At 58.2% G+C, this 23,361-nt stretch carries 19 protein-coding genes and 1 pseudogene; 4 read left to right on the forward strand and 16 right to left on the reverse strand.

Annotation, left to right across the window (positions count from 1 at the left end):
* Window position 1: 1 nt before the first annotated feature.
* The 8 genes from IQ16_RS37110 to IQ16_RS37145 form a co-directional block, all read right to left on the reverse strand.
* Window positions 2–1,861, reverse strand: a complete 1,860-nt coding sequence (locus tag IQ16_RS37110) for a sigma-54-dependent Fis family transcriptional regulator (RefSeq protein ID WP_011084701.1) — start codon at window positions 1,859–1,861, stop codon at window positions 2–4.
* On the reverse strand, window positions 1,815–2,927 hold the full coding sequence (locus IQ16_RS37115; RefSeq protein WP_018645265.1) for an ABC transporter ATP-binding protein: 1,113 nt from the start codon (window positions 2,925–2,927) through the stop codon (window positions 1,815–1,817). The genes IQ16_RS37110 and IQ16_RS37115 overlap by 47 nt, the downstream gene beginning before the upstream one ends.
* A complete protein-coding gene (locus tag IQ16_RS37120) occupies window positions 2,927–3,754 on the reverse strand; it encodes an HAD-IIA family hydrolase (RefSeq protein WP_018645266.1) in 828 nt (275 codons plus the stop codon). The genes IQ16_RS37115 and IQ16_RS37120 overlap by 1 nt, the downstream gene beginning before the upstream one ends.
* Window positions 3,747–4,517, reverse strand: a complete 771-nt coding sequence (locus IQ16_RS37125) for an SDR family NAD(P)-dependent oxidoreductase (RefSeq protein ID WP_011084698.1) — start codon at window positions 4,515–4,517, stop codon at window positions 3,747–3,749. The genes IQ16_RS37120 and IQ16_RS37125 overlap by 8 nt, the downstream gene beginning before the upstream one ends.
* Entirely contained in the window at window positions 4,514–5,455 is a 942-nt protein-coding gene (locus tag IQ16_RS37130; RefSeq protein ID WP_018645268.1) for a ribokinase, read from the reverse strand. Before IQ16_RS37130 ends, IQ16_RS37125 begins: the two co-directional genes overlap by 4 nt.
* On the reverse strand, window positions 5,452–6,312 hold the full coding sequence (locus IQ16_RS37135) for a carbohydrate ABC transporter permease (protein ID WP_011084696.1): 861 nt from the start codon (window positions 6,310–6,312) through the stop codon (window positions 5,452–5,454). The genes IQ16_RS37130 and IQ16_RS37135 overlap by 4 nt, the downstream gene beginning before the upstream one ends.
* Window positions 6,313–6,324: 12 nt before the next feature.
* On the reverse strand, window positions 6,325–7,287 hold the full coding sequence (locus tag IQ16_RS37140) for a carbohydrate ABC transporter permease (RefSeq protein ID WP_011084695.1): 963 nt from the start codon (window positions 7,285–7,287) through the stop codon (window positions 6,325–6,327).
* Between the two features lie 69 nt (window positions 7,288–7,356).
* Window positions 7,357–8,742, reverse strand: a complete 1,386-nt coding sequence (locus IQ16_RS37145; protein WP_011084694.1) for an ABC transporter substrate-binding protein — start codon at window positions 8,740–8,742, stop codon at window positions 7,357–7,359.
* Window positions 8,743–9,100: 358 nt separating this feature from the next.
* On the opposite strand from IQ16_RS37145, the gene IQ16_RS46050 reads away from it, so the two are divergent.
* Window positions 9,101–9,319: a hypothetical protein gene (locus IQ16_RS46050; protein ID WP_161966258.1), complete on the forward strand. Its 219-nt coding sequence runs from the start codon at window positions 9,101–9,103 to the stop codon at window positions 9,317–9,319.
* 44 nt (window positions 9,320–9,363) lie between these two features.
* Here IQ16_RS46050 and IQ16_RS46055 read toward each other — a convergent pair.
* The 4 genes and pseudogenes from IQ16_RS46055 to IQ16_RS47580 all read right to left on the reverse strand — a co-directional run.
* Window positions 9,364–9,619: pseudogene (locus tag IQ16_RS46055) on the reverse strand (IS5/IS1182 family transposase); the annotation flags it as partial.
* A gap of 79 nt (window positions 9,620–9,698) precedes the next feature.
* On the reverse strand, window positions 9,699–10,061 hold the full coding sequence (locus IQ16_RS46915) for a Wadjet anti-phage system protein JetD domain-containing protein (RefSeq protein ID WP_026312353.1): 363 nt from the start codon (window positions 10,059–10,061) through the stop codon (window positions 9,699–9,701).
* Window positions 10,058–10,402: a hypothetical protein gene (locus IQ16_RS46920; RefSeq protein WP_014497905.1), complete on the reverse strand. Its 345-nt coding sequence runs from the start codon at window positions 10,400–10,402 to the stop codon at window positions 10,058–10,060. The genes IQ16_RS46915 and IQ16_RS46920 overlap by 4 nt, the downstream gene beginning before the upstream one ends.
* 557 nt (window positions 10,403–10,959) lie before the next feature.
* The gene (locus IQ16_RS47580; protein WP_014497906.1) at window positions 10,960–11,130 is read right to left on the reverse strand and encodes a hypothetical protein; all 171 of its coding nucleotides are present in this window, start codon (window positions 11,128–11,130) and stop codon (window positions 10,960–10,962) included.
* Between the two features lie 72 nt (window positions 11,131–11,202).
* Between IQ16_RS47580 and IQ16_RS47585 the strand changes: the two genes are divergently transcribed.
* Entirely contained in the window at window positions 11,203–11,583 is a 381-nt protein-coding gene (locus IQ16_RS47585) for a c-type cytochrome (RefSeq protein WP_347340204.1), read from the forward strand.
* Between the two features lie 643 nt (window positions 11,584–12,226).
* Here the strand turns inward: IQ16_RS47585 and rpoN are convergent.
* The 3 genes from rpoN to IQ16_RS37190 all read right to left on the reverse strand — a co-directional run bounded on the left by rpoN (window position 12,227) and on the right by IQ16_RS37190 (window position 18,475).
* The gene (gene rpoN / locus IQ16_RS37175) at window positions 12,227–13,681 is read right to left on the reverse strand and encodes an RNA polymerase factor sigma-54 (RefSeq protein WP_011084688.1); all 1,455 of its coding nucleotides are present in this window, start codon (window positions 13,679–13,681) and stop codon (window positions 12,227–12,229) included.
* A 2,293-nt stretch (window positions 13,682–15,974) separates the two neighbouring features.
* Window positions 15,975–16,760 carry a helix-turn-helix transcriptional regulator gene (locus tag IQ16_RS37185; RefSeq protein WP_018645272.1) on the reverse strand — a complete coding sequence of 262 codons (786 nt, stop codon included), beginning with the start codon at window positions 16,758–16,760 and terminating at the stop codon, window positions 15,975–15,977.
* A gap of 1,100 nt (window positions 16,761–17,860) precedes the next feature.
* Window positions 17,861–18,475: a J domain-containing protein gene (locus IQ16_RS37190; RefSeq protein ID WP_011084684.1), complete on the reverse strand. Its 615-nt coding sequence runs from the start codon at window positions 18,473–18,475 to the stop codon at window positions 17,861–17,863.
* 1,406 nt (window positions 18,476–19,881) lie between these two features.
* On the opposite strand from IQ16_RS37190, the gene IQ16_RS37200 reads away from it, so the two are divergent.
* Both IQ16_RS37200 and IQ16_RS37210 read left to right on the forward strand, forming a co-directional pair.
* A complete protein-coding gene (locus IQ16_RS37200) occupies window positions 19,882–21,210 on the forward strand; it encodes a hypothetical protein (protein ID WP_011084682.1) in 1,329 nt (442 codons plus the stop codon).
* Window positions 21,211–21,894: 684 nt separating this feature from the next.
* Window positions 21,895–22,311: an SET domain-containing protein gene (locus tag IQ16_RS37210; protein ID WP_011084680.1), complete on the forward strand. Its 417-nt coding sequence runs from the start codon at window positions 21,895–21,897 to the stop codon at window positions 22,309–22,311.
* A gap of 738 nt (window positions 22,312–23,049) precedes the next feature.
* Here IQ16_RS37210 and IQ16_RS37215 read toward each other — a convergent pair.
* On the reverse strand, window positions 23,050–23,361 hold a 312-nt coding region (locus IQ16_RS37215; protein WP_145643203.1), incomplete at its 5' end, for a transposase.

Below are 23,361 nucleotides of genomic sequence, written 5' to 3' on the forward strand. Positions count from 1 at the left end.
CTTATTCGAGGATCCGCAGTTTCTTGATTTTATTGTAGAGGGTTTTGCGCGAAAGCCCGAGAGAGCGAGCAGTCTTGCCGCGGTGAAGCCGGTTTCTCTTCAAGCCCTCGATGATCCAGTCTCGCTCGGACAGCGAGGCCGCGGGCCGTGCGCCAAAAGGTGGCTCCAACAACGGCTTTAGCACCTCACCGGTGATGTGACTTGATGGCAAGGTCACGAGCTGGTTCACGACCTGCCGCAACTCGCGCAAATTGCCTGGCCAATCGTGCCCGGCGAGCGCAAGGAATGCAGAGTTTTCTATCGTGAGCGTCTGGGCGCTGGAATCTCCTTTGGCTTCGACGGTGAAGTGTTGAACGAGTTGCGGCAGATCTTCAAGCCTGTCGGGTAGCGAAGGCAATTGGACATCCAGCCCGGTAAAAAGGTCGAGAAGCCGCGCGCACAGAACCGTTTCAAGACCAGCGCCTCGGGCCACGGTCGCGGTGGCAATGATCCGGGCGTTGGAACGCATGACAGTTACCCCGTTCAGAGGGGTAAATCCGCCTGTCTCGAGGTAATCGGCAAGGCGCTCCTGTCCATCGCGCGAAAGTTGGTCGACATGCAATAGCACGACGGCACCGTCACTCGACGCCTCCAGGAGTGACAATTGGCGTCTGCCGCTCTCAAGACGCTCGGCGCCGAACAACGGGCCAAGTATATCCATCGCCGGACCGGGGCGGCAATGAAACAACGCCGTTTTGGCGTGCCTGCGGTCGCTAAACGCGTGAACCAGGGTTGCTATTCTACGCTTGCCAGAGCCGGCCTCCCCCCAGATGAGGACCGGGCGGGGGGTCGCCGCAACGCGTCTGGTGATCTCAAGGATGCGCTTCATTGCCGAGGACTGCGCGATCACGCCGTGCCTGAAACCACTCAACTGCAGCTGCCGTTCGAGTAGATCCACCTTCTCGCGCAACAGGTGGATGGTCTTGAAGCCCGACGTCACCTCGAGGACCGACATCTCCAGAGGCACGCGGTCCAGCGAAGAGCCTCCGATGAAACCCTGGATTCCGGTCTCGCGGCAGATGTCGAGGAGTTCGTCCGGCTTCGTAATGGGGCCGCCCCCAAGCAGGCAGATGGTGCTCTTGTTGACGGATTGAGCAACGCGCGCAACGGCGCTCGTACGCGCTGCAAGTTCAGACAGGCTGACCGACGGATCGGCTCCGCTTTCAATCGCGCGGTTTAGATTGAAGTTGATGCAAATGGCCTCGGCGCCCGCTTCGACCATTCGACGCGCCTCGGATTGACTGCGCGTATAGGCAATTGTCATCAGGCCGCGTTTTGCAGCTTTCACGAGGAGCTCGATTTCCCGGGAGTAACCAAGACCACACTTCTCGAGCAATGACCTGCGCTCATCGTCGATGTGTATGACCGATGGGAAGTTGGTCACGCCGGCAAATCCCCATTTGATGATCCGATCGAGCCAACGATCAACATCGAGCTCGGGGTCGAATGTACAGGTGCCGAAGAAGACCGGCAGTTTCGTGCTGGGCAGAATTTCGGTCCGTCCGAAGCTTGCCACGAATTCGTTACTATTGCGGATTGGGAGGATCGAGGCAGGCGAGGCCCCACCCATGGCACGAAAACGGCCCGCATTGAGCGCGAGCACGAAATCGGCCCCCGCCCGCTCGGCGGCTCTGGCGGTCATGCCCGACCCGATCCCCGCACCAAGGACAAACGAACGGGAATTGCGGAAGAACTGCCTGATACCGGCTCCCTTCACCTCAGCCGTCCGCCTGTCGATCCTGAGCCGCGCATCATCGCACGGCTCTACGTGAAGACTAGCTCCAACTCGCAGGTGCGTGCAACCGCCATACCGCCTTTCCATTGCCCATGAACAAGTGGCAATCGGCTGGAGCGGCGGTGAGGGTGAACTTGGAGGCGCCTTTGGGCCAACCGGAGTGTGGCGCCCTGGCGACGAGAGCTTCGTTTCCGGCATTACCGTAGATGTACGTGACGCTGCCGAGATGCTCGACGAAATCGACCCCAAGTTCAATCGAGATCTCCTGCTGCCCGGGCATTGACGAGGAGAAGTCGTCCGGGCGAATTCCAACAGTGACCGGCTTGCCAACCAGCATCTGGTCCGGCTGGACCGGAACGGAGATCGTGGGCCCGGCGTCCAACCGGACATCCATGCCATGTTCATGAGCTGCTTCGACCTTGCCGCCCAGGAAGTTCATCTTGGGCGAGCCGATGAATCCTGCAACAAAGCGCGAAGCGGGATTGTGATACAGATCGTGCGGGCTGCCGACCTGTTCGATGTTGCCGTCCTTGAGTACCACGATCTTGTCAGCCATGGTCATCGCCTCCACCTGGTCATGCGTCACGTAGATCATGGTATTTCCGAGCTGCTTGTGGAGCTTGGCGATCTGAACCCGCATCTGCACGCGCAAATCGGTGTCCAGGTTGGAGAGCGGCTCATCGAACAGGAAAACTTTTGGTTCTCGCATGATGGCGCGCCCGATTGCGACGCGCTGGCGTTGCCCTCCTGAAAGTTGTCGAGGCTTGCGCTCCAATAGATGGTCGATCTGCAATAGCGATGCTGTTTTGGCTATCTTGGCGGCGATCGCGGCTTTCCCGGCTTTGGCCATGCGCAGGGGAAAGGCCAGGTTCTCTTTCACCGTCATATGCGGATAGAGAGCGTAGCTTTGAAAGACCATGCCGAGGTTGCGATCGGCCGCATCGATGTCGTTGACGAGCTCATTGTCGATGAGGAGCCGCCCACCGCTGATGGGCTCGAGCCCGCCAATCATGCGCAGAAGCGTGGATTTGCCCGACCCGGACGGACCAACAAAGACGACAAATTCGCCGTGATCGATAGTCAGGTCGATATTACGCAGGATCTCGATTGTCCCAAAAGTCTTCTTGAGGCCCTCCAGGCGAACGTCGGCCATTATGCCCTCCTCTGTCGCGGTTGAGCCGCGCGAGCAGCACTCACCTCAATCTCGCGCAAGCTCGATACGATGAAGTCGGGAGCCATCAAGGACGGATCCTGACGCGTTGGCACGCCGGTTGTAACAAGCACCGTGGCAAGACCCGCCCTCTTTCCGGCTTGAATATCAGTAGGAACTTGATCTCCGATCATGATGGTCGACCCGCGCTTCGTACCGAGGCGTGAGAGCGCTGTCTCGATCATCGGCACTTGCGGCTTTCCAACGATCGAAGGCTGCACTTGCGTAGCAGCGGCCACAGCTGCAATGGTCGCACCAGCGCCAGGTTCGAACCCGCTGGCCGTCGGCAGCAGAAGATCGGGATTGGTTCCTATGAACACAGCTCCATTGAGGATCGACTCAACCGCAATTCGCAGCTTCTCATGCGTGATGTCCCGGTCAAGCCCCATCACGACGGCTTCGGGCGCTCGGTCCGTGACCTCCAGCCCAACATCTCGCATGGCCGTCACAAGCGAGGAAGCTCCGATGACATAGATTCGCGTTAGGTGCGGATAATTGGTTCGAACGAGTTCTGCGGCGGTGATAGCGCTTGTAACGACCTGAGACGGTGCGATCGAAAGACCAGATCCTCTCAGCCTGCCGACGACGTCCTCCGGGGTATGCGTTGAATTGTTCGTCGCAAAGCAGAATGGCACGCCTGCTTTCTGCCATCTCGTAAACGCCTCTATGGCATCCGCTATTGCGGTGCCGCCACGATAAACGACGCCATCCAGATCGGAGATAATCCCTTCTATCGGCGGCCAGTTGATCTTAGAGCTGAGGCTAACCATTCATCAGCATCCCACCATTCACATGGACAATCTGCCCGGTCATGTAGGAAGCTGCGGGGCTGGCCAGGAACACCGCAAGCCCTGCGATATCTTCCGGCAGTCCGACCCGGCCCAGCGGAATTCGGCCACTATGGCGCGCTTCGGTTTCCTCCCGCGGACGCCCGTGCAAGGGTGTATCGATAATCCCGGGAGCAATCGCGTTGACGTTGATCTTGAACGGAGCACATTCATAAGCGAGCAGCTTTGTCACATCGTGCACGATGGCTTTTGACAAGCAATAGTCGGCACCGCCAGCCTGGTAGTTGAAAACAGCACCTTGAGATGACAACGAGGACCCGACATTGACGATGCGGCCGCCTTTGCTCTTCATGAAGCGCTCGATCGCCAGCTTCGCGCAACGAAGCACTGCGACGGAATTGATCTGGATGGTTTTTTCGATTCGATCGGCATTTCCGGTCAGAAGCGCCTGAGCCGATTTTATTCCGGCGTTGTTGATCAGGACATCGAGCCTGCCGAAGCGCTTGGCGATCTCATCAAGCACCCTGCCGACATCATCTTCTCGTGACACATCCATGCTCATCGGCAGGATGCCATTGCCGTGCGGCAAACGAGTCAGAATGACTCGCAGGTTTTCCAAATTCGCGTCGGTTGCCAGGACGTTCGCACCGCCTTGACGGAAAGCATTAGCTATGGCTGAGCCAATGCCTCCACCTGCACCGGTCACAAGCACGGTCCTGTCTGCAACTGAGAACTGTTCGGTCATTCCAACTCCAAGATCGATTGAGAATTCAGAAATTCGTCGACGGCCCAACTGCTAGGCATCGATCTTTGGGCGCCGCGTCGCGTCACACATAAGGCGGCAACCGCGAGCGCCTTTTTGATCGCTTCTCGTATCGGCAACCGATGAGCAAGAGAGGCTGCGAAAGCTCCATTAAAGGCATCCCCCGCCGCGGTCGTATCAACGACCTTCACAGGAAATGCGCGGAGCGCGAAAGTCGCGCTGGCATCGGCGTAGTAGGCTCCCTGCGCACCTAGCGTGATCAGCGCTGCCTTCGGCCCGAGATCGAGAAGCTTTCCAGCCGCATGAGCGGCGCCGTCGAAGTCATGCACCTCGACACCGGTGAGCTCGAAAGCTTCCGTCTGGTTTGGTGTGACGAAATCGACACTCCTCCACGCCGCGGGCGACAGGCCCGCCCTCACGGGGGCCGGATTGAAAATAAGATCGAATTCCTTGACGCTCTTCAATGCAAAAAGGTGATTGAGCGCGGGGACCGGCATGCCCATTTCGGCAACGACGATTGCGTCCCGCTCAATGAATTCGGCCGCCTTCTCGACCATGCTCGGAGTGACATTTGCATTGGCTCCCGGGTCTATGACAATCATGTTGGAGCCGTCGTCGCCGACGAGGACAAGAGCAGAACCGGATATCTCCCCCGGGCATACCTCAATGGCATCAAGGCGGACACCTGCCTCACGCAGCGCTTGCAGCAACGATCGGCCAGCGTCATCATCGCCAAGCCGGGTGTAGAAGCTCGGCCGAAGCCCCAATCGAGCGGCGGCGACCGCCTGATTTGCGCCCTTGCCTCCCGCATTCTGCTTTAAGCTTCCCATCAGGCTTTCACCCGGCGTTGGAAGCCGCTCGACGTTGAAGCAGAGGTCAAGATTGGTCGTTCCGAAGAACATCAATGGTCTGGGGCTCATTTCACGGCCCCGAAGGTAAGGCCACGTTCGAGATGACGCTGGCCAAGGATAATCAGGACGATCGGCACAATCATGGTCACCACCAAACCCGCAGCCATGACCGGATAGAACTGAACGCCTGGATTAAGCAGCTTGAGCAGGGCCACGGTGACCGGTGCTTTCGTCGAACTGAGGATCAGGCCGAGAGCGAAATTGTGCCAGGCAAGCAAGAAAATGAGCAATGAAGCGCCGATTAGGCCGGGCTTTAGAAGCGGAAGAACGATGTGCCAGACTACACGGAACGGCTTTGCACCATCCATGGCCGCCGCCTCCTCAATGTCCTTTGGGATGTCCTCGATATATGATCGGCTTAGCCAGATGATCATTGGCAGCGTGACGACCTGATAAACCCAGATCATGCCGAGATAAGTGTCATAAAGGCCAACTGTTTGGAACACGCTGAACAGCGGTATAACGACAAGGAGTGCCGGCGCGAAGCGGAAGCCCAGAATGAAGAACGCGATGTCCTCCTTCCTAGGGATATCACGTCTTGCCAAGACGTAACCTGCGGGTACGCCGGCGATCAGCGATACGAGCACCGCGCCAAGCGATATCACGACGCTATTGGCGACCGGCGTCAGGAAATCAACCTTGATGGTGCCGTAGCTTGTCGCCCCGGCCTGGGCGGCATCGAACAAAACGCGGAAGTTTTCAAATGTTGGAGTGAAGACAAAGCGCGGCGGCAAGGTCATGACCTCGGCCTGCTGCTTCAGCGACATCATCACGATCCAGACCAGGGGAAATGTCAGGATGAGCGTACAGACAACAACCAGTCCATTAAGGAACAAGCTTGCGGGCGTTAAGCGTTTGAAGCGCATTGCCAGCCTCCTCTAGCTTACGCGCTGCCGAACCAACCGCCACAATTTTACCATGGCCAAGGTCCCGAGAAGCACGATCAACCAGTTGACAACCATGAGCGCGGCACCACGCCCGAAGGCGAGGTTTTGAAAGGCTGTGATGTAGGCGCGAACCGAGAGCACGGAGGTACTGTCACCTGGACCGCCCTGGGTTGTTCCGAAGATGATATCGAACTGATTGAGCGACTCGATCAGCCGAAAGACTGCGGCGATCAGGATATACGGTGCAATAAGTGGAAGCTCAATATGGAGGAACGTCGCCCAACCCTTAGCGCCATTGATCCGCGCGGCTTCTCTGATCTCCTCGTTAATGCCCTGCAAACCGGCGAAGATGATGAGCGCAAAAAATGGTGTGTAAGTCCATATGTCGATGAGAACTAGCGAGAACATCGCCGTACCGGCGTCCGAAATCCAGGCGAAGCGGCCGATCCCGACGAGCGAAAGCAAATAGTTCAGAATCCCGTTTTGTGGATCCATCATTGTGGTCCACATCAGGGCGACGCTCATGGGCGGCAATACCAACGGAAGGAGAATGACAGGCCGCATCAATTGTGCAAGAAACACGCGGCTTGCGAACAATTTGGCGAGCGCAAGCCCAGAGAACGCTTCCGCGAGGACCGCGGAGCAGGCATACACCGTGGTCGCCCGCATGCTGTTCCAGAAATCTTGAGTCTTGATTGCCACTTCATAGTTGGTGACCCCAATGAAACGAACCAGGGGACGGCCAAACTTGAGATCGGTCAGCGATTGGAAGACGCCATAGAAAAACAGAAAAAGAAATCCGAGCAGTATGATGATCGCGGGAGCAATCGCAGCAAGGCTCCACCAGTCAAGAGCATGCTGCCCGGCGCTTTGCACCTGCTCTTTTTTGGGCGGTGCCAGTTGGCCTACCGATGATTGTAGCATCACGGTTGCGTCGATGCCTCGAAGGTTCATCGCTCACTTCTCGAAAGATACGCGGGGGTAGTGGAGGCGGCAATCCGGTGATGCCGCTCCCCGGTTGCCTTACATGGAGGAGCGAATCTCGGAGGCGAGGTCGGCCAATGTCGCCTTCACGTCCGCACCATTAACCATCTTCTGCATGGCAACTGCCCAGGCGTTCATGGCCTCGGCAAACCCTACGCGCGGCGTAAAGGCGAGCGCAGCCCGGTCCTGAACACTCTTGAAGGTATCCACGAAATTTGTGAATTCCGGTTTAGCCGCATAGTCGAGCCAAACCTTGTCGCTCCAGGTCGAAGCGCGCGGCGAGTTGACGAGCTTGCCGGCGATGGCACCGTTCAGCTCGACCTGCTTTGACGTCGCCCACTGAATGAAGAGCCAGGCCGCTCCCTTTTTCTGGGAAGCAGCATTCATGGCCAGGGACCAGATCCAGATGTTCGATTCGAAAGTCTTGCCGTTCGGAGCTCGCAGTGGCGGAGCGAAGGCAATCTTGCCCGAAGCGGGCTTGCCGGCAACATCGTTCCAGAACCCGAACATGTTAGAATCGATCGCCATCGCTGTCCGACCCGAATTGATGCCATCGACCACTTGGTACCAGTTGTCGTTGGCAAAGGATGGGGCAGCACACCTCTTGATCATCTCCACGTAGTCTTTGTGGAAGGCGATCGACTCGGGAGAATTGAGACCGGTTTCCAACTTGCCGTCCTTGACGACGAAGTCGTGTACACCATAGGACTTGGCGATTGAGATCGCGGCCGTGTGGATGCTGCTCCAAAAGCGCACTCCTCGCACACCCAGGGGCGTGATCGCGGGATCGGCAGATTTTAGCTTTTCGCATGCCGCCGACATTTCCGGCGGGGTTGTCGGAACCTTGATACCGTGTTTGTCAAGAATGTCCTTACGGTAGAACAATTGGATGTTTTCGAACCCGTGCGGGATGGCCCACACCTGACCCCGGCCCGGTTCGATCTGCCCGCCATTGACTTGCCAAGTCAGCGCGTCACGCAATGCGGGGAAGAAGTCCTTGTAGTCATAGCTTGCCGATGTGAGCTTAGGGTCGTTCAGATAGCGGTCGAGCGGCTCAAGCAGTTGACCGGGCGCAAGATCCCAAGCCGGTTGAATTCCTGTGCCGACGACATCCCACGAGGGCGATTTTGTGCTCAGCTGGATGGTCAGCTTATTCCAATAGGCATCGTCCGGATAAAGCTCGGGCGTCACCTTGATGCCCGTCAACTTCTCGAACTCAGGAAGCTGTGCTGCAACCGCGTCAGCATATGGATGGATGTCGTAAGCCCAAACGATCGAAGCGCCCTCGAACTGGCGCCAGTTGATATCCTCCGCTTTGGCCTGGCCGAAAGATGCGGCCGCACCGGACAAGAGAGTTGAGCAAATCAGAGCGGCTTTGACGAAATGGTAAGAATGGCCGCGCGGTGCGGCTAGCGTCCTTGGCATTGGTCCCTCCTCTGGGCTCTTCGGCCCTCAAGTTCACGTGCCTGTCGTCTTCCAGGGCCGCGAGTGTTGGTAACGCTAGCCGTGATTTTCCGCCCTTATGCACCCATTCAGATCGAAGTTGGGTATTTTTGGGTAAGTCAAGAAAACAGCGTTACAGCAGCCGTTGCAAAAGCCATGGGGAGATGATCAATGCAGGCCCATGTTCAGACCCCGCGCAGCCAGCCTACAAACGAGGGCCGAGCCGGGCCAACCGCCCGAGCTGATGCATAGTAGCTCGTTCGAATCCCTCTGTTAATCTCACCTTGCGGCACGGACGCCTCGATCTTGTTCTTGATTGTGCTGCTTTTAAGAGGGACGAGTGCTTGATGCATTGCCGCAACCTTTCTCGATCCGCAAACAATCTGGTCTCTCAACCCGCCATATTGCAGGACGAAGCTCGAGCGCGACCGCGAGCATCAGCAACAAGGCGTTGCGGATTAGGCCCAACGAAAGCCTCAGCCAGGCTGAGGGTGAGGCGGAGATTGTGGTCGACGGCGGTGAAGGCGATGTTGGCGGCGTCCCCCTCCCGGCCCTTTGAGATGGCAGCGACCGAGATGCCCGTCGCTCTTCATGTGGCCATTCACGGCTCGATGACTGAGAGGCGCCTGAGCCGATGCGCAGATAAGATTGCCGCAACTTAAGGCCGCACTCGCGGGCCAGCCGATTGGTTAATCGCCGCATATTCCAGCTTGGCATCGGTCGGGAGGTGATGGTCTTGGGCTGAACGGTGGTCTCCACCGTCGCTGCTTGAGATCGCGCGTCCGCAACGCGCCGGTCTCATGCGCCCCCTCAAGCTCTCGGCCAGCAAGAGCTCCAGCTTGTCACCGAGCCGCTTACGTCAATGGCCAAGCGTGCCCGTTACGCAAGCTGGCGCCCTCGTCAGTCCGAACGCCTACGTGGGCGTAGGAAGAATCGGATCAAGCTCCTCCTGCTCGAGGATCTTGGATCCATCTTTGGCCAAGTATGCCGCCAGTGAAGCGATGCCGGAGTTTGGTGGGCAACGAGCGGGTGCGGACTTTTTGGTCGGCGCCCGCCCCGAGATGCGGCAGGATCGGTCGTCCGACGGCGCGCTCCATCGTGTGGAATATCCAGGTGCCGTCCGGATCGATATCCGACCAGTGAAAGATCGGGGTTTGTTCGGACACCATTGCCGAGATCGTGCGCAGGGCCTGTTGGCTGGCAAGCGAGGGATACCCGCCAACATACAGCGTAGCACCCAGTCGAGCGGCGTCGGCCTCGGCGACGTGCCTGTTGAAGCTTGCCAAGTTTTCGATCGTCAAAACATACGCCGGCGGCTCCCGGAAGCGGACATGATCTGCCTCCTTAGGCGCGATCCCGAGATGAGCGGAGTGGCTCCGGAGAGATCGGCCCCAAGAAGATCGATCTTACCCGCGATCAGCAGCGGCGGGGCAAAGCGTTCCAGCCCGATCGCCCGCAGTGCCTCGCGGGGCCGCGCGCCCGGAGGAAACTCGAGGACGCCACTCAGGAGCCGAACCACGACGCCTTCAACGCGTTCCAGCGTCTTGCTGTGCCTCACCGTCCGTCGCGAGAAGGTCTTATAGTCCACGTCGAGATGCTTGTTGTCCAGGATGGCCTGGGCGAGATCGAAGGCGTGGCGCAACGTATCGACATCGGACGAAGCGACCCGCGGGCTACCGCTCCCGGTCGATCAACGACGGATCGACTGGTGCGCGCATCCGCACCTGAAGCGGTGGTTCGATCTGGTCAAGGCAGGCCGGGCGTGATCCGCGCGCAGCGGCGTTCATCGAACCATGATCGCCGCCCGGCGCGACCCTAACGATCAGCTGGCCGGCGTATGGTAGCCTTTCGGTTGCCATGCGCGACCCTTGAGGCGATCCATGGCCATGATCGAGTCCGCCGCCCCATCCGCGCCGCAAGTCCAGCGACATGGCTCGATCTTTGACTGTAGGAGGCGCTTCATCCAGAATAAGAGTTTAGGACTTTGGTTCTTTGAATGCCTTCTTCTTCAAGGCGGATAAATAATTTCCTCGAACTCTTGGACGAGATTTACCGGCCAAGCGCATTTCTAGCGTCACAACAAGTTCCTCAAATTTTTTGCGTGTTGCGCCCGCCAGAGGTCGTTGCCGATAATAGCTGTACAGGCGCTCGGTTATGACAGCTGTCACCCACCGTGGCGTATCTTCCGATTCGTAAAACTCACTTATCCTGGTTATAGCTAGGGAACGAGTCGATCTCGAGCAACATGAAAGAGCAGAGCAGCGTGCGAATTGCAGATGTCTTCTCGCTGCGTATCTGCTCATCGATAAAATCAACCAGCTTTTCGCTTCCAAGGCTTTGATAGGCGATCTCGGCAACGATGGTCGGCATGACATGCTTGATCGTACCCTCGATGAACCTAAATAGCTGGGACAGCTTTTCACTCAGTACCGGGCGCGACCATTGGACGGTGTTTGGGCAACAGCTCCTTATCTGCACAACGGGTCTGTTCCGACCCTGAGAGACATGCTGGTGCCGCACGCCAAGCGGCCGATGTCGTTTTGCGTAGGCAGCCGTGCGTTCGACCCGGTCAACGTCGGGCTCGCGACGAAAGCACAGTCGTCCGAAAGCTGTGCGGCCGGTCTGACGAACTTCGATGTGTCGCTGCTTGGGAACAGCAATCGCGGACATTCTTTCGAGGGTAAGGAAACCGACTTAAGGAAACTGCCGCCCGGCATCATCGGACCAGAGTTGACCGACGCCGAACGGCGAGCGCTTGTCGAGATATCTCAAGACTCTATGAGCGATGGCGTTCGACGCCGACTTGTGTGCCGGCGTCGCTAGCTTCCGCCGAGTTCGAATGCGCCTCGTCAGAACACGTGCCATTCGGCAGATTGTCCCTGCTCAGCCAGGTCATGTGTCCCTCCTGCCGGGACGTCGTCGATTGTCTTGAAGCCGCCATGAGCTCGCCGGTCCTAAGCAGCCCCGACTTGGCGCAATCCTGACGATCCCGCCCAACCGCACTTGGCGATGCTGGGCGCGGCTACAGTTGCGCACTCGAAAACCTGTTCATTTTCCAAAATCTGGGCGCTCCAAGTGTAGTTTTTACAACATTTAGCGCCGAGCTATTATGGTTAAGCCAATAATTCGCCCTACAACCTTGTTGTGCAGCGTAGCAACGAACCGGAAAGTTATCGCGGAAGAGGTGGTGGCGATCATTGGCGTGCGAGATCAGCCGGCTGCTACCGATCGGGGCCGTATATCGGCCGACAATAAGCCAAGGCGAGGACTTGGGAGGAATAAGAGCTTGGCGCCGACGGAGCCTCTGAAAACGCTCGCCCCTCTTAGACGGCAGTCGGCCTATACTACCTCTCCTCAAATGCCGCGCCAGAAGCTTCCTTCCATCACCATCAACAATCTCGCTCCAAAGGCCCGCTTTCAGAGACCTCCAAAGCTACGCTTCCGGATTAAATCGACAGCTGGGGGTTTATTTATCGAGGCCAGTTCCGCCCGATGCTCTACTGTTCATCGTTGACCACATATTGTCGCGGCGGCGCTGCACCGAGGACCGAATGCGCATGGCTTCGCGGTACTTCGCGACCGTGCGGCGGGCAATATCAATGCCCGAGACTCGCAGGCGCTCAACGATCGCGTCATCGGACAGAACCGCTGACGGCTCTTCGGATTCGATCAGCTGCTTGATGCGGTGACGCACCGCTTCAGCGGAATGCGCCTCACCGCCATCCGCCGAAGGGATCGATGCCGTGAAGAAATATTTCAACTCGAATGTGCCGCGATTTGTTGCCATGTATTTGTTGGCGGTGACGCGCGACACCGTGGATTCATGCATCTGGATGGCCTCGGCAACGGCCTTTAGATTCAGCGGCCGCAAATGCGCAACACCAAGGGTAAAGAAGCCGTCCTGCTGACGCACGATCTCGGTCGCAACTTTCAGGATGGTGCGGGCGCGCTGGTCGAGCGCGCGCACCAGCCAGGTCGCGTTCTGCAGCGCGTCGTTGAAGTAGGACTTATCGACGTCCTTGCCGATCTTCTTCGACAGCTTGGAATAATAGGTCTGGTTGACCAGCACGCGCGGCAAGGTGTCGCTGTTGAGCTCGACATGCCAGCCGCCATCAGGAGCCGGACGGACATAGACGTCGGGTACCATCGTCTGCAGCCGCGCCGACCCGAACTTCATGCCCGGCTTGGGACTGAGCCGGCGGAGCTCGTCGATCATGTCGGCGATGTCCTCGTCGTCGACGCCGCAGAGCTTGCGCAAGCTCGCGATGTCGCGCTTGGCGAGGAGATCGAGATGCTCGACGAGGGCCTGCATCGCCGGATCGTATCTATCGAGCTCGCGGAGCTGGATCGCCAGGCACTCGCGCAAGTTACGCGCACAGACGCCGGGCGGATCGAACTCCTGCAGGACGGCAAGAACGTGCTCGACATCCTCCTGCGTTGCGCCGAGCCGCTCGGCGGCCTGGCCGAGATCCGGCGGCAGATAGCCGGCTTCGTCGACGAGATCGATCAGATACTGCCCGATCATGCGCTGCGCCGGCGCGGTGAATGCGACCGACAGTTGTTCGGCCAGGTGGTCGGACAATGTTGTCTCGGACGCGACAAACGCTTCGAGATTGTAGTCTTCGTCACCCGAGCCGCCGCCACCCCATTCGGTATAGGTGGTCATGGCGCCATCCCGGGCGTCGCGCACTTGGGCCTCGGCCAGCTGATCGCCGCTGACCTGATCGACCTCAGTCGGGGCTTCGGCCCCAGCTGCATCGTCACTGGCACGCTCGAGCAGCGGATTACACTCCAGCTCTTCCTCCACGAAGGTCATGAGGTCGAGATTAGATAATTGCAGCAGCTTGATCGCCTGCATCAGCTGCGGCGACATGACCAGCGACTGGGATTGCCGGAACTCTAATCTTTGCGTGAGCGCCATGAAGCAAGAACCGTTACTGAAGTTGGTCTGCGTTTTGCTCATCTAGTCAGGAGCTGATCTAAGCGCTTTGATGTCGCGCAAAAGCGGATGCGAGGTGAGATGAAGGCAGCGAACAACGGAATCCGACACTCAGTCGGAGCTCCCTCGTCAATCCCCATTGTGCGCGAGATGAGAGGACTAGGAATTCGGATGCGGCACTGTGACGCGAGGGCATCAACAAACAGGACAGCTTCCCGTGGCGATACTCCTATCAAGGACTTGCAGTCCCCGGCAGTTTCGGTGAGTTCTGCGCGTAGCCGCGATCCTCCACCCTCCCGCAGGAGCGCCGGCAACAGCTGCGCGGGGCTCAGGATCAGTGCCTGCCGCCACTCAGACAGTCCCTCGCTGTCGAGCCTTGCTGCACGCTCGAATTAGCGCGAACTTCGAAGCCGATCGTGGAAGGAAGTTGCCCAAACGAATTGGCACTAGGGCTGGCAGTCGAAAATAGTTGAGGTAGCGGGTTGAACCGGCCGCAAGATCGCTATTGCGTCAAACGCGATTGCGAGGCGATCACCATTCAGCTGCCCAACGCCTGCCGCTTGTTGGCCGCTAGCGTCTGCCCCATGTGCGTCGAGAAGAGTCTCTTGTCCGGGTTGCTGACGCAAATCGGCAGAAGTTCGAATAGCGGGCATATATTGGCCTGCTCTTCGGCTTATCCTGCCGAAAGTTCCAACGTATTCGGGATGACGAATCTGGGGCCTCTGACGCATCAAATCTGGGACAGTTAGTTTCCTCCGCTTGGCCGCTGAGCGGGACGATCTTGTCGGTTTGGTCGAGAGCCCTGCGCCAGTCGCCTTGCTTGCAGCGGCCGGCCGACATACTCGCTCCGCGAGAGGCGTCCGCACGCGCGAGACCGCCATGATGTTCCTACGACCTCGAGCAACATTTCATCGCTGGCCAGCGGGGTCTTGCCAGCGCGTTGGCCCACTCCTCGCCATATCGGTGCTGCCGGTGAAGCCTGCCGCCTCCCCAAACAACACCTCTCCGAAGCTTCGGTGGGATGCCGCCCCCAATCACTCGCCTCAGTGGCATCTGAGCTGCGGCGAAACGACAAGAAGAATTCGCGCTCTTGGTACAACTCACCGGGTCGCAGAGGCAAGCTCCCGAGCCGAACCCCGGCTCATCGCCCGCGTCGTCGTACCTGCCATTCGCGCTCCCGCTGCCTCTGCGCCGATGGTAGCACCATACACCGCGCTGTAGAACACCGCAGCGGAAGTTGGCGCCGCGACATCTTATTCCGGCTACCGACGCAATTGAGCGGCCGCGTGAGGAGTTCGAGCGACGGATCAAGATCAAGACCGTTTGCCATCAGCGGCCGCCGCGGCAATGCCGTCCTGGCCTGCTCACCCCCGGCCAGATCAACATGCGCAAGGTCGACGGCTGGAGACCCCTCACCACAAATCCTTCGATAGGTAACTTGGGACGCGCCTAGTTGTGGGGCGCGCACCATAGCCACAATGCAATGCGCATCGCGATTGAACTCGCTGCGCACGGGCAGGTAGCTTCATGTTAGTGGAAATCGCGCCGACATTGCCGCAGCTGGCAAGCCTCGATTGCACAACGCGAAGCATCAACTTCTCGATAAGGGCCGCGCTGCCGCTCAGGTGAAGGGCCTGGCTTCAGCGATCACGGCTTCGTCCAGCGGCAAGCCCCTGCCATAGGGACGAACCAGCTTTCGCGGGCGGTCGCATCGAGCAGCGGCACCTCAGTTGCCTGATTGATATGGCCGGGACGGCCGGCTGGCGCAGCCTCGAGAGCCTCGAGACGGTTGGTGGCGAGAATGAAGATGTTGTCATTGTTGCTTCAACCCGTTCATTGCGTTGAGCAGCCTGTTTAGCAACACTTACTTGCAAAAACCTATAACAGCGCGATTCCTGGCAAACAGATCGACATCCTCGATCTGAAACGGATGGAACTTCATATCAATAGCGCCGGGATCGCGTGGTCGGTATGACAAAGCATGCGATTTACCGCCTAGGACCTGCATTGTCCGAACTAGGAAATCCAGCCTCAGGCGAGTCTGACGCAGCGAGACTTGCATGAAGCGCCGACGCCCCTAGGTCCACGCCAGCCACTGATAAACACCGGACACGCGCGCCGGATGCGCTTGCCCCGTCATCTGGTTTGAGCCAATTCCGTTGAAGTACATCGTTGAATCCACTAGAGATCGGCTATCCCGACCGCAGCAGATGAATCGCAAAGGAAGAGCCCGCCGACGCAGGGTCCTTGATCGTTCCTTTGAAGGCGTACGGAGCTAAATGATGCCGCGCCGGGTTGCTTTGGCTACAGCATTTGTCCGGTTTGCCGCCCCTAGCTTTCTGATGACGTTCTTCATGTGGAAATTGACGGTATTATCAGTGACGTTAACAAGTTGCCCGATTACCCAGGCTGACTTCCCCTCTGCGACCCAGTATAGGCACTCTGTTTCTCGCGGTGTTAGCGGAATGTCTGTCTCGCAACTCTCATCAAGCGGCGGTGTAATCTGCGCGACAGCGTTGTGAAACGCCGACGCCAATGTCGTGAGATGAGCCATGCGATCCTGTGGATCGGCATCATCGAAAGGAGATGCAAACGATACGAAAGCCGATCGGCCTTGCGATCCAAACAATGGCACGCTCATGCCATGCTTAAGGCCTGCTTCTTTGGCCTCGCGTAAGACGCGCAGCTCACGGGGCTGCAGTTCATATCGACTGGTTAGTTCATCCCAAAGAAAGGGCCTTGGCAGCATTGCTGTCCGCCGGACCACCGGGTCGATCGCTTGATATTCTTGTTCAGCATAGCGTTGGCACCAATCAGACGGGAAGTTTATAGTTGGCGGGGGCGGTAGATACTCTGGCAAACGACGCTCATTGGAGCAGGAGAGTGCTCCGTAGGCGACTTTATCAAAGCCTTCATTGCTCGCGAAATTCACAAGAAGATCGAACAGCGCTGCGATTGATCTTGTCTGTATAGCGCACTCGATGAAGCTGAATAGGTCGGGCCCGCGGCTTTCCCGTCTGCTTGAAGCGAGTGGCATTTTGCCGTGCGACTGGTCATCCATTTTCTATTTCCGTTTGCTTACACAGATGTTGGCTTTGCTTCTTGCAGCTGAAAGCTCGCGCGCGAAAGGAAAGCGCCGGCCCAGAACTGTTTCACACGGTCCCAGCACGCTCCGAGAAGATAATCGGAGCGACTTGACGCACGCTGGCAGGTCGAGCCAAAGCGAAGCTGACTTTGTTCGCTGCTGACCGGTCGGGCTGCTCTCCGAGGTGCCAGTGCCCCAGTCTCTCGAAAGAACGGCTGGCAAATCATGCAACGATTGCGGCGGACACGGTCAGCACTTCTCGTAAGAACATGCCGGCATCTCGAGCGCCACCGCAAAGGAGCGAGGTCGGCATGGAACTGTTCGCAGCTCGGCACACCACACCCGGACGGGTCCAGCGCCCTCAGGTGCTTGCGCATTTTGGGCCACCACCCGCGGACATCAACAAATGGCTGCTTGACGAGGACGACAGCGTGCATGCGATCCTCAGGACTTTCCAAGAACCACCGATGCGCACAGCAATTCTCGCACCACTCGCCGATCGGAGAACTTGCCCCCATAATAGGGGCACTCGCAGAAAGATGGTCTCCTCTGGTTGAGCGGATGTGACATACGTCGAACATGCGACAACGTCTCATGCGCGACACAGAATTTGATATAGATCAAGAGCGTGATTAAAGGCCTGCCGTCTCACCTGCATTGACGGGGCGCGAATGGCACTCCCTGAGTGCCATCTTAACGCGCGAGGCAAGTCCAGTACCAACCTTCCTGCGGGCAGCGGAGCAGCAGTTTAGTGTGGCTCTGCTTTTCGAGCAGTCGAGGACGGCACTTTCGAACTTTCGCTGTGGCTCGCCTTTGCGAACTTCCCATCGGCGTCGTGAAGACTTGCCCCCTCCTTGCAAACCCGAGGAGAGAGCGAATGAACGAGGAAAGAAACAAAGGCTCGTTGTTGATCGGTCCGGGAGCAGGTTGATAGAACTCCTTGTGGCGTGGCGGAAATGTTGCGCCTCTCGGGCCTAGGGTCTGAAGCGGGTTACACGCCAGCTCGGGTGCAGCCTTCACACGATGAAGGGCTATGGAATGGCGGGTGAGGTGAAGCCGTTCAAGTCGTGTCCGGGTTAGCTCTCCCGCACCACGGTCTTCAGGTAATGGTAGGCCTTGATGATCTCGACCAGGCGCTGCTCCGTAGAGCGGTCGCCGCCATTGGCATCGGGGTGGTGCCTCTTGACCATCGCCCTGTACCTCGCCTTGATATCTCCGAGCGTCGCATCGACATTCAGGCCCATCACCTGCAACGCTTTCCGCTTGGCATTGAAAAGCTTGCGCGTCTCAGGCCTGGCCTCCGCGCGGGCGCGTCCCTTCAGCTCAGCGAGCATGCAAAAAGCATCGCAGTCGTCCTCGGAATGGGCCGGGCTGCCGGTCATCTTGCGGGCGCTGATGGGCTCGCCGATTTTCCAAGTTGGACGATGGCCCGTCAGCGCGTCATTCTGGTAGCGCGCGATCGCTTCGGCGTCCATCCCGGAGAAGAAATTGTAGGACTGATTGTATTCGCGAGCATGCTCGATGCAGAAGTGCCAATATTCGCGCGCATTGTGGCGGCCCTTTGGCGCGGGATGGGTTGCCTTGTTCTGGCAATCAGGCCATTCGCATCGCACCGCGGTCCGGCGCTCCTCCTGCGCTTCCTGCTTGTTGATGCGAATGGAGGCGAAGAATTTGGATGTGTCGCTCAGCATGACTTGGCTCCGTTGGGCGGAGCGGCAGTAAGCAGCGCCGCTTCTAAGCTAGAGAATTGGTTTCGACGGCAAGTTGGATCTGACTCGGCCTTTGCGTCTAGTTCAGTGCATGGTGTAGCAAGCACTTCCCAGCAATCGACATGCCAGGACTCGCGCGCTTGGTTCAGACAATCATCTCTTTGCGATCTCAGATCGATTCAATTGCAATGTGCTGTCGGGCTCTGCACATCGAGGTCTTGAACGGGACCGGGTGAATACGAACAAAGCGGGAGCTATGCAGGAATCTGGCTGATGACGCGCTTAGGGAAGCAGCGGAGCAACGCGGATGGTGAATTTGCGAGAACTTCTCGACGAGGCGATATGGCCAGAATGAGACTATCAACATCCTGCCCTTCGCTCAGCCGCCTGCGGTTGATCATGCGTGCTACAAATTCTGCGCAACAGAGCGCGTGTTCTGCTCGCCCGGTGCCGCGACGGAATCGTTCCAGAGACGCCGGCGAGATGAAGCGGCCAAGGATGGCCGCGCAACACCGCAAAAGCTATCGGCGCAATCGAGGCGGCCGGGCCCAAGGTGAGGACCGGGCGCGCGACTCTCGCCGGTTGGATCCGCTTCACGTACTTGATTTTGCCAGCCGAGCGCGGCGACCAGGAGCTTTGATCCCCTGCTTAGCCGGGCCGTATGTTGACTCGCGATTTCAGGAGGCACGATCGGCCCTGCTGGAAAGGATGCGGCGAATCTTTTGCTATTAGCGATTTTTGGGGCCTGAACAATCGATCGCGGGGCAAATACGTGCGCCGCAGCACAAGTCCGCCGGCGATCAAAGAGAGCCCGAGCTGGTTCTGAGCGGCAAGAAGAAGGCCATGGAGGGTCTCAACGGCGCCCAGCCGGCGCGGTCGCGGAGCATGCACTCGACATCTTTACTGCGAGCGCACCAAATATGTGCGTGGCCGCGATTACCGGACAAGGATCGCCGATATAAAGCCTATTGGCTTTCTGTGTCTTGCCGGCCGAGCACCAGCAGAGAACCACAATCCGAGCGAGAGCATCCGCCGCGGTACGGCACACGAACATGCGAGCCAGGAACCGTTGTCGGCCACCAACCGTATTAGATTGTGCAAGCTGAGCAAGCGTGAGACGTTGGGATGACCGAAGAGCCACAATCAGTTGCCGAGATCATCGCGGCGTCAGAGTGCCGACAGTATTTGAGCCCGTCCCAAACAGGCAAAAACGATGCCGCCTGCTCGGCTTCGTCACCAGTCGCGATTGCGGCGAAATGACTGAGCTGAGATCGCACTCCGGTTAGTCTCTAAGCACGTCAGCTTGTCGACAGCTGATCCTAATAGAGTGAGACAGTGACACGATTGGATCGGCATTGCGAGCCGACTCAAACCACCGGAGAGTCGACATGGACCCTTTTAACCGCATCAACCCACTCGACCGTGACCACGCCGCGGCACCGCAACAGCAGCAAGCGGAGTTTGAGCCTTACTTGGATGAAGTGCCCCAGCTTGATACCTCGACAATCGCAGAGAATCCCGTTTTTCATGATCCCTACTACCCTCATCTGTCTGAAGAAGGCCTTAGACTGGCCCAGGCATTGGGACTTGAGCACCAGAGCACGGACCGTCCTCATCCCGAACACGCAGTCACCAGACGCGAGGACGCCGCTGCGCAGCATCGCGCGCCGCAGGGTGGGCCGGAGGAACTGACTGCGCAAGGTCACGATCAGGATCCGTGGCAAGAGCCGATACGCGAAGCGATCCTAGCATCGTCTCTCAACCGGCCAGCCCCGGGTGGTCTGGCACCGGATCCCGAAGAAGCCGTTCGTTACTTCAGCTGGAGCGGCGCCTACCGGCCGGCTGCAAACGAGCTAGCCTCGGTCGCTTCCAGCTCAGGTCACGAAGTCGTTGTGGATGAGGATTACACCGGCCAACCTACGAAGAGGCAGAGGACACTAAGCCTGGCGGAAGAAAATGCCACTGCGCGCCAGCGCACCGAGCCCGGCAATTCAACCGGTCGCGAGTTAATTGAAGACGCCGGCGCACCGCTTCTGGCCAGCAGCCGGTTCGTCCTTCCTGAGGAAGTCTACGATCAGGATCTGCTGTGGGCCATGGTGGATAACGCTCGCCCATCGTCATCTCTCGAACCAAACGAGGGTCATCACCAAGCCCTGGACTCAGAAGCGGCCGTTGGTCCGTTCAACGCGCAGCACGGCGACCAGCACGCGTCCGCTGCGCACGAGCGCAGCAACGTCCCGCCGAGCCAGGACAGCCGACCTACCAGTTTTATCGTTCACAATGACCGTTACACGGCGCTGTTCGTGCCTGCGGGGGCGATGAGGCGAAGCACCCCACTCAATCCGCCAGGCTCAACCATTCAATTCGGATCTCGACCGGAAAACGTTCTGCCGCCCAGCCTGCAGCCAACGGATCGAACCGCCCGATCGCTTTTTGGACGGTCGATTGAGCAAGCCGCTCCGGCGTCCTCCAGGGCTCAGAGGACGTACCCCGCGGCCCGCGAGATTTACGCTGCATCATTCTCCGTTCCCGAGACTTTTTTGCACGGCACCCAACCCGCGCCGGACACGATGCGGGCGAAACTCGGCCAGTGGGGCCTTCTGCCGGACGAAGCGCATCCGACAAAACAATACGACATTCATGGTGAGCGCTACACCGCCCTTTTCGGACCCGGAGGCTCCGATGACCTTCGGCTCATCCATCACCCACGAATGTAGACGCCGAGGGACATCTCAAACGCATGGAGCCCGTCCAGATAGTTCCGGAATTGGACTTGTTATTGGACCATAGCTTGCTCCGGCTGCTCCTGCGAGGTTGGCGCGGTTCTGGGCAGCACAGATGTCCGCTGCTCGCGTCGATGACTTGCCAGCATCATCGCTTAGCAACTCCTCGTTGGGCCGAACTTCTACCTCCGTTTTCTTGCTAACTACGGCGTGATCACGTTGATTGCCTCGAGGCGGTTGTGCAGCGAAATCGGCAGTCGAGTGCCGGCCTCCCGCGCACTTTGCCTGCAATATCTGCTCCACATCCACAGTTGCCTGGGCACGCACTGACGCATTCACCCGCGGGCGGCTCTTGAAGCTGCGATGAAGGGCTTGTCGGCGGCTTGCCGGGCCGCGAGAGCATCGAGCGCGCCGTCGCGCTGGTAACAGGTCATGATCGTGCGACACGAGCTCGCCGCTATAATCGACACGGATCTTTGCTCGGAATGCGACTGACTTGCAGCCCTCCCAGCTCACGGCCTTGTCGCTGGAGGCGATCCGCAGCAGGCGGCCCAATACGCCTGGAGAAGACATAAATTGTGATGGAGGCGCGGATAAACGAGCCTACCAATTCGTGCAGCAGATTTCGCAGCTCACGTCAGTTAGTTTGCTGGGTAGTAACTCCGGGAGACTTCTTCAATGCTGATCGTCGACACAATTTTGAAGCCAGACAGGTTTGGCGGTATTGGACTTTTCTCCGCGACTCGTTTGCCCAAAGGTTCGTTGATCTGGATTCACAACCCAATCGTTGACATCACGGTGACGCCTGAACAATACGAAGCCCTAGCTCCAACATTCCAAGCGCTACTTGATAAGCATGCCTATCCAAGAGACTACAAGGCTTACGATGGTGTTATCGAGTACAATGCTGACAATGCCCGCTTCATGAACCACAGCAGCCGCCCAAACACATACCAAGACGACCGCCGAGTTTTCACAGCCCGTGACGTACAACCCGGTGAAGAACTGACCTGCAATTACTTATTTTTCGATCCACGGTGTGACGTATCGTGGAATGAAGAACCATCCATGAATCTTGATGCCCCAACGGGCTAGGCGACGGTGGATTCAAGTTCGCGGTCTGACGACTTGATCCGTTGGCGAATTACGCCGGCAAGACTTTCGGCAACTCGTTGTGGCCATCGACCGACTCGGCCAATTTTCTAGCTGCCTTACCGAGCAAGAAGATTTGCGAGCGGAGCCTTGTTCGACAGACATCCCTTGGCGCGCAGAGCTCCTTGGCGCACCGTCGCGGGAGCGCTTTCGATGAGGTATCTCCTCGAGGCGGACTTCATTGCATCTCTAGAGCTTACCCAACGCCGGATCTCCGCGGATGTGCCCGTTCTCGCACTGACTTTTGAGTCTTGATCCTCGATATTTCCTGAGATGGCCCGGGCACCGATCCTGATATTACCTTTAGGATAGGCCGATTGTGCCGCTTGATGTCAGAGTAGCAGATGTGCTGTTACAAACGCACTTGATGAGGGCTTATCGCGGCTCGATCTTTGCGCCTCCGATTTAGCTTCGCGCAATGCAGAGAGCATCCGTCCCATCTGGTCACGATCCTACATACTGCCATATCAGGACCTGTTTAGATAAGAGATCAGCGACTATCGTGTGATCGATTTCGTCGGCCGAGGTCCATCCGATCTTGCCGATCAACTATCATTACGCGCTCAAGGATGCCGCGAGGGACGAAAGCCGCAAGACAATGGGCGCGTCGATCCTAAAGCGGTCCGAGCACGACTCCTAGCTTCCTGGCGTACTCACGCTCCCAAAAACTAGGGTCCAGACTCAATTGAGCCAATATGCGACGAGAGCGGCGAGATGAACAGCGGCCAAAAAATTACGGGCGAGCTTGTCATATCGCGTGGCGATGCGCCGGAAGTCCTTGAGCCTGCCAAAGCAGCGTTCGATGACATTTCGTCCTTTGTAGGCGCGTTTGTTGAAGCGATGGATGACGACACGGTTAGATTTATTGGGGATTACGGGCTTGGCGCCACGACGAATGATTGCGCCGCGAAGCTTGTCGCCATCATACCCTTTGTCGGCGAGGAGCACGCTCATGGGTGGCGCGAGCGCCAGGACATCGGGAGCCGCAGCGAT

The organism is Bradyrhizobium huanghuaihaiense, assembly GCF_007830635.1.
Taxonomy (GTDB): Bacteria; Pseudomonadota; Alphaproteobacteria; order Rhizobiales; family Xanthobacteraceae; genus Bradyrhizobium; species Bradyrhizobium huanghuaihaiense.

Coding starts and splice junctions, on each gene's coding strand:
- IQ16_RS47580 (WP_014497906.1), bottom strand. CDS start 11,130: ATGCCGACCATCGTTGCCGAGATCGCCTATCAAAGCCTTGGAAGCGAA.
- IQ16_RS37145 (WP_011084694.1), bottom strand. CDS start 8,742: ATGCCAAGGACGCTAGCCGCACCGCGCGGCCATTCTTACCATTTCGTC.
- IQ16_RS37130 (WP_018645268.1), bottom strand. CDS start 5,455: ATGAGCCCCAGACCATTGATGTTCTTCGGAACGACCAATCTTGACCTC.
- IQ16_RS37110 (WP_011084701.1), bottom strand. CDS start 1,861: ATGGAAAGGCGGTATGGCGGTTGCACGCACCTGCGAGTTGGAGCTAGT.
- IQ16_RS37210 (WP_011084680.1), top strand. CDS start 21,895: ATGCTGATCGTCGACACAATTTTGAAGCCAGACAGGTTTGGCGGTATT.
- IQ16_RS37140 (WP_011084695.1), bottom strand. CDS start 7,287: ATGAACCTTCGAGGCATCGACGCAACCGTGATGCTACAATCATCGGTA.
- IQ16_RS37115 (WP_018645265.1), bottom strand. CDS start 2,927: ATGGCCGACGTTCGCCTGGAGGGCCTCAAGAAGACTTTTGGGACAATC.
- IQ16_RS37200 (WP_011084682.1), top strand. CDS start 19,882: ATGGACCCTTTTAACCGCATCAACCCACTCGACCGTGACCACGCCGCG.
- IQ16_RS37120 (WP_018645266.1), bottom strand. CDS start 3,754: ATGGTTAGCCTCAGCTCTAAGATCAACTGGCCGCCGATAGAAGGGATT.
- IQ16_RS37190 (WP_011084684.1), bottom strand. CDS start 18,475: ATGCTGAGCGACACATCCAAATTCTTCGCCTCCATTCGCATCAACAAG.
- IQ16_RS37185 (WP_018645272.1), bottom strand. CDS start 16,760: ATGGATGACCAGTCGCACGGCAAAATGCCACTCGCTTCAAGCAGACGG.
- IQ16_RS37125 (WP_011084698.1), bottom strand. CDS start 4,517: ATGACCGAACAGTTCTCAGTTGCAGACAGGACCGTGCTTGTGACCGGT.
- rpoN (WP_011084688.1), bottom strand. CDS start 13,681: ATGGCGCTCACGCAAAGATTAGAGTTCCGGCAATCCCAGTCGCTGGTC.
- IQ16_RS37135 (WP_011084696.1), bottom strand. CDS start 6,312: ATGCGCTTCAAACGCTTAACGCCCGCAAGCTTGTTCCTTAATGGACTG.